At 74.8% G+C, this 7,054-nt stretch carries 6 protein-coding genes; 4 read left to right on the plus strand and 2 right to left on the minus strand.

What is annotated here, in order from left to right; all coding sequences use genetic code 11:
* Positions 1-567 (plus strand): HAD family hydrolase (locus GTW08_RS08565; RefSeq protein WP_161151734.1); only part of this gene is annotated, 567 nt, incomplete at its 5' end.
* A 23-nt stretch (positions 568-590) separates the two neighbouring features.
* Here the strand turns inward: GTW08_RS08565 and GTW08_RS08570 are convergent.
* Positions 591-1,214, minus strand: coding sequence for a TetR/AcrR family transcriptional regulator (locus tag GTW08_RS08570; RefSeq protein WP_073576794.1), 624 nt, complete (start codon positions 1,212-1,214; stop codon positions 591-593).
* Positions 1,215-1,310: 96 nt separating this feature from the next.
* Between GTW08_RS08570 and GTW08_RS08575 the strand changes: the two genes are divergently transcribed.
* A complete protein-coding gene (locus tag GTW08_RS08575) occupies positions 1,311-3,659 on the plus strand; it encodes a sensor histidine kinase (protein WP_161151735.1) in 2,349 nt (782 codons plus the stop codon).
* A 15-nt stretch (positions 3,660-3,674) separates the two neighbouring features.
* Here GTW08_RS08575 and GTW08_RS08580 read toward each other — a convergent pair whose 3' ends face one another.
* Entirely contained in the window at positions 3,675-4,364 is a 690-nt protein-coding gene (locus GTW08_RS08580; protein WP_073576792.1) for a response regulator transcription factor, read from the minus strand.
* 101 nt (positions 4,365-4,465) lie between these two features.
* Between GTW08_RS08580 and GTW08_RS08585 the strand changes: the two genes are divergently transcribed.
* Positions 4,466-6,064, plus strand: a complete 1,599-nt coding sequence (locus tag GTW08_RS08585) for a carboxyl transferase domain-containing protein (RefSeq protein WP_073576791.1) — start codon at positions 4,466-4,468, stop codon at positions 6,062-6,064.
* An 8-nt stretch (positions 6,065-6,072) separates the two neighbouring features.
* A partial coding sequence (locus tag GTW08_RS08590) for an acetyl-CoA carboxylase biotin carboxylase subunit (protein ID WP_202416749.1) occupies positions 6,073-7,054 on the plus strand: 982 nt, incomplete at its 3' end.

The raw sequence follows: 7,054 nt of genomic DNA on the forward strand, positions 1-7,054 counted from the left end.
CGCGAGGTCGGCGGCGACCCGCAGGTCCTCACCGGCGACGCCGAGCGTCCCGCCCGGGTGCTCGCCGACCGGCTCGGCCTGACCCGGGTGCGGGCCGGGCTGCTGCCCGACGGCAAGGTTGAGGTCGTCCGCGCGGAGCAGGCCCGGGGCCGCCGGGTGCTCGCCGCGGGCGACGGCATCAACGACGCGCCGCTGCTCGCGTCGGCCGACGTCGGCCTCGTGGTCTCCGAGGGGGCGGGGGCGCTGTCCCTGGAGGCCGCCGACGGCGTGCTCACCCGTGACCCGCTCGGCTCGCTGGCCCCGCTGGTCGTGCTGGCCCGGCGGGCTCGGCGGATCGCGCGGGCGAACCTGGCCTTCGCCGCCACGGTGATCGTGGTCCTGGTCGGGTGGGACCTGATCGGGACGTTGCCGCTGGTCGTCGGCGTCGCCGGGCACGAGCTGTCCACGGTGCTGGTGTGCCTGAACGGGCTGCGGCTGCTCGTCGTCGCGCGCCGGGAGGACCGGCGGGGCCGGGCCGCCGTCGCGCCGGTCCCCGTGGATCCCGAACGGGAGCGCGTCGGGGCCTGACGGGGGGCTCTGACCGGTGCTGCTCAGGCCGGGGCGACCGCCAGCGCGGCCAGCGCCATCCGGCGCAGCACCGCGGCCCGGGCGTCCGCCCCGCGCGGTGACGGCTGCTCGGCCCGCGGTGCGTACGGCGTGGAGTTGAGCAGACCGAACACCCCGTGGGCGACGGTGCGGGCCTCGGCCGGGGCGACGTCGGGGTGCGCCCGGCGCAGCGTGTCCACCCACAGCTCGACGTAGGTGCGCTGCAGCCGCCGCACGGTGCGGCGCGGCTCCTCGGGCAGGTTCGCCAGGTCCCGGTCCTGCACGACGATCAGCTCCGGCTCCCGGGTCGCGAACGCGACGTGGAAGTCGACGAGGTCGGCCAGCGCGGCACGGGGGTCGTCGTGGTGCACGCGGGCGCGGCCGCCGTCGAGCAGTCGCTCGGAGATGTCGATGAGCAGCTCGGCGAGCAGCGCCTCCTTGCCGGGGAAGTGCCGGTAGAGGGCGGGGCCGCTGACGCCGACCGCGGCGCCGAGGTCGGCGATGCTCACCCCGTGGAAGCCGTGCCGGGCGAACAGCCGGGCCGCCTCGGTCAGGATCTGCTCGCGCCGCGACGGGGCCTCTGTGCGCGCGCCCGCGCCATCCGCGGGGGAGGGTCCAGCTGCGGCCATCGGGCGATCGTAGCGTCGTCGGTTAACGATTGTTAACGCCCCGTGCGGTCCGTCTCAGGCTCCGCACAGGTCGGCGGCGATACCCTCGTGAGCGTGATGAGGACCCTGCGCCGGATGCGCGAGCGTCTCGGCGTCCGCGCCGCGTCCGCCCTCGCGGCGGCGACGGCGGTCGCGATGGTGCTCGTCGTCGCCGGTGTGTCGCTGGTGCTGGTCCTCGAGAGCCAGCTGAAGCGCAATACCGAGGAGGCGCTGCTGGCCAACGCCCAGCAGGTGGCCGAGCGGATCCAGGCCAACTTCGCCGACTACCGCCCCGGCGACCCGGCCAAGGAGAACGCGGTGGTGACCACCGCCCGCCGCACCGACCTGGTGCAGGTCGTCACGGCCTGGAGCGACCGGACCGGCGCGCCGGACGACCGGGTCGGGTCGAACGGCGAGGGCCGCAACATCGAGGTGTTCGCCTCGTCCGAGCCGCTGGACGGGCAGCCGAAGCTGGTGGACTGGGTTCTCGCCCCGCACGAGACGCGCTCCCAGATGGACGTGCCGGTCACCTTCCACGAGGCGGGCGGCCCGGAGCCCGACGCCGGCCCGCTGCAGACCGAGGACATGATGGTCGTCGGGCTCGGCGTGCGTGCCTTCGACCGGCCGATCACGATCTACTCCGCCCAGCCGACCGACCAGATGCACAGCGCCGTCGACCTCGTCACCTGGCTCGTCGCGGGCGGGGTCCCGCTGCTGGTGCTGGTCGCGGGCGGTTTCACCTACCTGTTCGCCGGCCGTGCACTGCGCCCGGTGGAGGACATGCGGTCCCGGGTCGCCGGGATGGGCGACAAGGACCTCTCCCAGCGCGTCGACGAGCCGGCCGCCCGCGACGAGGTCGGCCGTCTCGCCCGCACCATGAACCAGATGCTCGGGCGGATCGAGTCCTCCCAGGCGACCCAGCGCCGCTTCGTCGCCGACGCCAGCCACGAGCTGCGCAGCCCGCTCGCGACCGTGTCGACCGGCCTGGAGCTGCTCGGCTCGGGCATGCCGGAGGCGTCCGCGGACCGGGCCACCGTCGACGTGCTGCGCGGGGAGGCCTCCCGGCTGACCGGCCTGGTCGAGAACCTGCTGTTCCTCGCCCGTGCCGACGAGCGCGGCATCGCGCCGCGCCGCGAGGAGGTCGACCTCGACGAGATCGCCGACGCCGAGCGGGAGCGTCCGTCGGCCGAGACCGCCGTCGCGGTCCGGGTGACCAGTGAGCCCGTCCGGGTGGTCGGCGACCGCGGGCAGCTGGTCCGGGTACTGCGCAACCTGGTCGACAACGCCAAGCGGCACGCGTCGTCGACGGTCGCGGTGTCGGTCCGGGCCGAGGGCGACCTCGCGGTGATCGAGGTCGACGACGACGGCAACGGCGTCCCCGAGGCCGACCGCGCCCGGGTCTTCGAGCGCTTCGTGCGGCTCGACGAGGCCCGTTCCCGCGGTGACGGCGGCTCCGGGCTCGGCCTGGCGATCGTCGCCGAGCTGGTCGCGGCGCACGGCGGGACCGTGGAGGCGACCTCGTCGCCCGAGCTGGGCGGGGCCCGGTTCCGGGTCACCGTGCCCGCCGTGACGGCGCCGCTGCCCGAGGAGGAGACCCCCGGACCGGTGGACGCCGACCACGCCGGGGCCGGGTTCGACGGCGAGCCGGCCGCGGAGCTGTGCGACGACCGGCCCTCCGGTCCGATCCCGCGGGTGACCACACGGTCGCCGTGGGCGCGGGCCGAGGAGCCTGCCGACTTCGGCCCGGCCGCGTGGCTGGGGCAGGGCGGCGCCGACCACGGGACACCGGAGCACGGCACGGCGCAGAACGGCACGGCGCAGAACGGCACGGCGCAGAACGGCACGGCGCAGAACGGCACGGCGCAGAACGGCACGGCGCAGAACGGCACGGCGCAGAACGGCACGGCGCAGAACGGCACGGCCTCGGGCGGCACCGCTCCGGTCCGCCCGGTCATGGGCTCCGCGGTCGCTCCCGAGGCCCCGGCCCGCCCGGTGTCGGCGGGCCCCGTGGGGGCGGGCGCGTCGGCACGCGGGACCGCCGCTCCGGATGGCATGATGCGCACGCCCGGTGACCCGGCCGTCACCCACGGCTCGGGCACGGACGGTCGGACCCCGGACAGCGGTCCGGTGACGACCCCGCCCGACCCGGAGGACGACGTGTCCGCACCACCCGCCCACAGTCGCCTCGACCCGCCGACCGGGCCGCTGCCGATCCGGCCGAACACCGTCGGTAGCCCGTTCGACGAGAACGCCACCCGGCCGTTGCCGGTCGTCACGCCGCGTGGGCAGCGGGGACGTGGCGGCACCGCCGTCGCCAGCCGGGAGACGTCCCGTGACACCCGGGACACCGGGCGCGAGCCCGCCCGGGCCGAGCGGGAGCCGGTCGGGGCGCCGTCGCCGCGGCGGCCGTCCGACCGTCGTCGCTGAGCGGGTCCCCGCGGGTCAGCGGGGCGGCGCGGGCGCGGGCTCGGACATCCGGTAGCCGACGCCGCGCAGTGTCTCGATGCTGTGCGTCCCGAACGGTGCGTCGATCTTGCGGCGCAGGTAGCCGACGTAGACCTCGACGACGTTGACCTCGCCGTCGTAGTGGGCGTCCCAGACCGAGCGCAGGATGTCGGTCTTGGTCACGACCTGCCCGGTGTTCTGCATCAGGTGCTCGAGCACGCCGAACTCGCGCGGGGTCAGCGGGATCTCGGTCTCGCCGCGGTGCACCCGGTGCGTGCCCGGGTCCAGGCTGAGGTCCCCGACCCGCAGCACGGTCGGTGCGGCCTCGCCGGCCCGGCGCAGCAGCGCGCGCAGCCGCGCCTGCAGCACGACGAACGAGAACGGCTTGGTCAGGTAGTCGTCCGCGCCGAGGTCGAAGGCGTCGGCCTCGTCGTACTCGCCGTCCTTGGCGGTCAGCATGAGCACCGGCGTCCACACGCCGCGGTCGCGCAGGTGCTGCAGGATCCGGTAGCCCGACAGGCCCGGCAGCATGATGTCGAGGATGACCACGTCGTGCCGGCCGGTCAGCGCGAGCTGCAGTCCGGTGGGGCCGTCGTGCGCGACCTCGACCTCGTGCCCCTCCCCGGCGAGGCCCCGGCGGACCAGCTCGGCGAGCGGCTTCTCGTCCTCGACCAGTAGCAGGCGCACGGCCCCAGCCTAGTCCGCGGGACGCCCGCTCTGGACGCCACGTGTTAACAACCGCTAACCTGTTAACGGTCATTAACAGGCAGCGTTCCCCGGGAGGTCCGATGACGGCACCGCAGGCCCCACCCGCGCCGGCCCCGGAGGCCCCGCGGCTCGGCACGGCGGTGGATCCGGCCGACGCGCGCGCCGCGGAGAACGACGCCGCGCACCGCGCCCTGGTCGCCGATCTGCGTGATCGGCTGGAGCGGACCCGGCTCGGTGGGCCGGAGCGGTCGCGGGTCCGGCACGTCGAGCGCGGGAAGCTCCTGCCGCGCGACCGGGTGGACGCGCTGGTGGACCCGTCGTCGCCGTTCCTGGAGCTGTCCCCGCTGGCCGCGAACGGCATGTACGACGACCAGGCCCCCGGCGCCGGGATGATCACCGGGGTCGGGCGGGTCGCCGGCCGGGAGGTCGTGGTCGTGGCCAACGACGCGACGGTCAAGGGCGGCACCTACTACCCGATGACGGTCAAGAAGCACCTGCGCGCGCAGGAGGTGGCGCTGCACAACCGGCTGCCGTGTGTGTACCTGGTGGACTCCGGGGGCGCGTACCTGCCCGAGCAGGACGATGTGTTCCCCGACCGCGAGCACTTCGGCCGGATCTTCTACAACCAGGCGCAGATGTCCGGGCAGGGCATCCCGCAGATCGCCGCCGTCCTCGGCTCCTGCACCGCGGGCGGGGCGTACGTGCCGGCGATGAGCGACGAGGCCGTGATCGTCCGTAACCAGGGCACGATCTTCCTGGGCGGCCCGCCGCTGGTGAAGGCCGCGACGGGCGAGGTCGTCACCGCCGAGGAACTGGGCGGCGGGGACCTGCACGCGAAGGTCTCCGGTGTGACCGACCACCTCGCCGTCGACGACGCCGATGCGCTCGCCCGGGTCCGCGCGATCGTCGCGACGCTCGGCCCGCGTGCTCCGCGGCCGTGGGAGGTGCGCCCCACCGAGGAGCCCGCCGTCGACCCCGCCGGGCTCTACGCCGCGGTGCCGACCGACACCCGCACCCCCTACGACGTGCGTGAGGTCATCGCCCGGGTCGTCGACGGCTCGCGGTTCGCGGAGTTCAAGTCCGAGTACGGCACCACCCTGGTCACCGGGTTCGCCCGGATCCACGGCCATCCGGTCGGGATCGTCGCCAACAACGGGATCCTGTTCTCCGAGTCCGCGACCAAGGGCGCGCACTTCGTGGAGCTGTGCGACCAGCGCGGTATCCCGCTGGTGTTCCTGCAGAACATCTCCGGGTTCATGGTCGGCCGCGAGTACGAGGCCGGTGGCATCGCCCGCAACGGCGCGAAGATGGTCACCGCCGTGGCCTCCACCCGGGTGCCGAAGCTGACCGTCGTCATCGGCGGGTCCTTCGGCGCCGGCAACTACGCGATGTGCGGGCGGGCGTACTCGCCGCGGTTCCTGTTCATGTGGCCCAACGCCCGCATCTCGGTCATGGGGGGCGAGCAGGCCGCCACCGTGCTCGGCACCGTCGGCAACGCCGACCCGGACGCGATCCGCGCCCAGTACGAGGAGCAGGGACACCCCCTCTACTCCACCGCCCGGCTGTGGGACGACGGCGTCATCGACCCCGCCGACACCCGCACCGTCCTCGGGCTGTCCCTGTCCGTCGCCGCCAACGCGCCCCTGGCCGACCCGGCCTTCGGCGTCTTCCGGATGTGAGGGCCCCCATGGGATCGGCACTGTTCGACACCGTCCTGGTCGCGAACCGCGGCGAGATCGCGGTCCGCGTCATCCGCACCCTGCGCTCGCTGGGCGTCCGGTCGGTCGCCGTGTACTCCGACGCCGACGCCGCGGCCCCGCACGTCCGCGCCGCCGACGAGGCCGTCCGGATCGGCCCGGCCGCCGCCGGCGAGTCCTACCTGTCGGTGGAGAACGTGATCGCCGCCGCCCGGGCGACCGGTGCGCAGGCGATCCACCCCGGCTACGGCTTCCTGTCCGAGAACACCGCGTTCGCCGCCGCCTGCGAGCAGGCGGGGATCGCCTTCGTCGGGCCGCCGTCGTCGGCGATCGAGGCGATGGGCGACAAGATCCGCGCCAAGCAGACCGTCGCCAAGGCCGGGGTCCCGGTCGTGCCCGGCTCCGACGGCTCCGGCCTCACCGACGACGACCTGGCCTCCGTCGTCGCCGACATCGGCTACCCGGTGCTGCTCAAGCCGTCCGCGGGCGGCGGGGGCAAGGGCATGCGCGAGGTGCACTCCCCGGAGCAGCTGGCCGACGCGATCGCCGGTGCGCGCCGCGAGGCCCGCGGCTCCTTCGGCGACGACACCCTGCTCGTCGAGCGGCTGGTCACCACGCCGCGGCACATCGAGATCCAGGTGATGGCCGACGCGCACGGCGCCGTCGTGCACCTCGGCGAGCGCGAGTGCTCGCTGCAGCGCCGCCACCAGAAGATCATCGAGGAGGCGCCGTCGGCTCTGCTCACCCCCGCGCAGCGCGACGAGATGGGCCGCGCCGCCTGCGAGGCCGCCCGCAGCGTCGGTTACACCGGCGCCGGGACCGTCGAGTTCATCGTGAGCTCGGACCGTCCCGACGAGTTCTTCTTCCTCGAGATGAACACCCGCCTGCAGGTCGAGCACCCGGTCACCGAGGAGGTCACCGGTCTGGACCTGGTCGAGCTGCAGCTGCGCGTCGCCGCGGGGGAGCCGCTGC

The organism is Pseudonocardia sp. SID8383 (assembly GCF_009864975.1).
Lineage (GTDB): Bacteria > Actinomycetota > Actinomycetes > Mycobacteriales > Pseudonocardiaceae > Pseudonocardia > Pseudonocardia alni.

Bases quoted from the DNA above. Each gene is read 5' to 3' on its own strand.
- GTW08_RS08570 (WP_073576794.1), bottom strand. From the start codon at position 1,214: ATGGCCGCAGCTGGACCCTCCCCCGCGGATGGCGCGGGCGCGCGCACA.
- GTW08_RS08575 (WP_161151735.1), top strand. From the start codon at position 1,311: ATGAGGACCCTGCGCCGGATGCGCGAGCGTCTCGGCGTCCGCGCCGCG.
- GTW08_RS08585 (WP_073576791.1), top strand. From the start codon at position 4,466: ATGACGGCACCGCAGGCCCCACCCGCGCCGGCCCCGGAGGCCCCGCGG.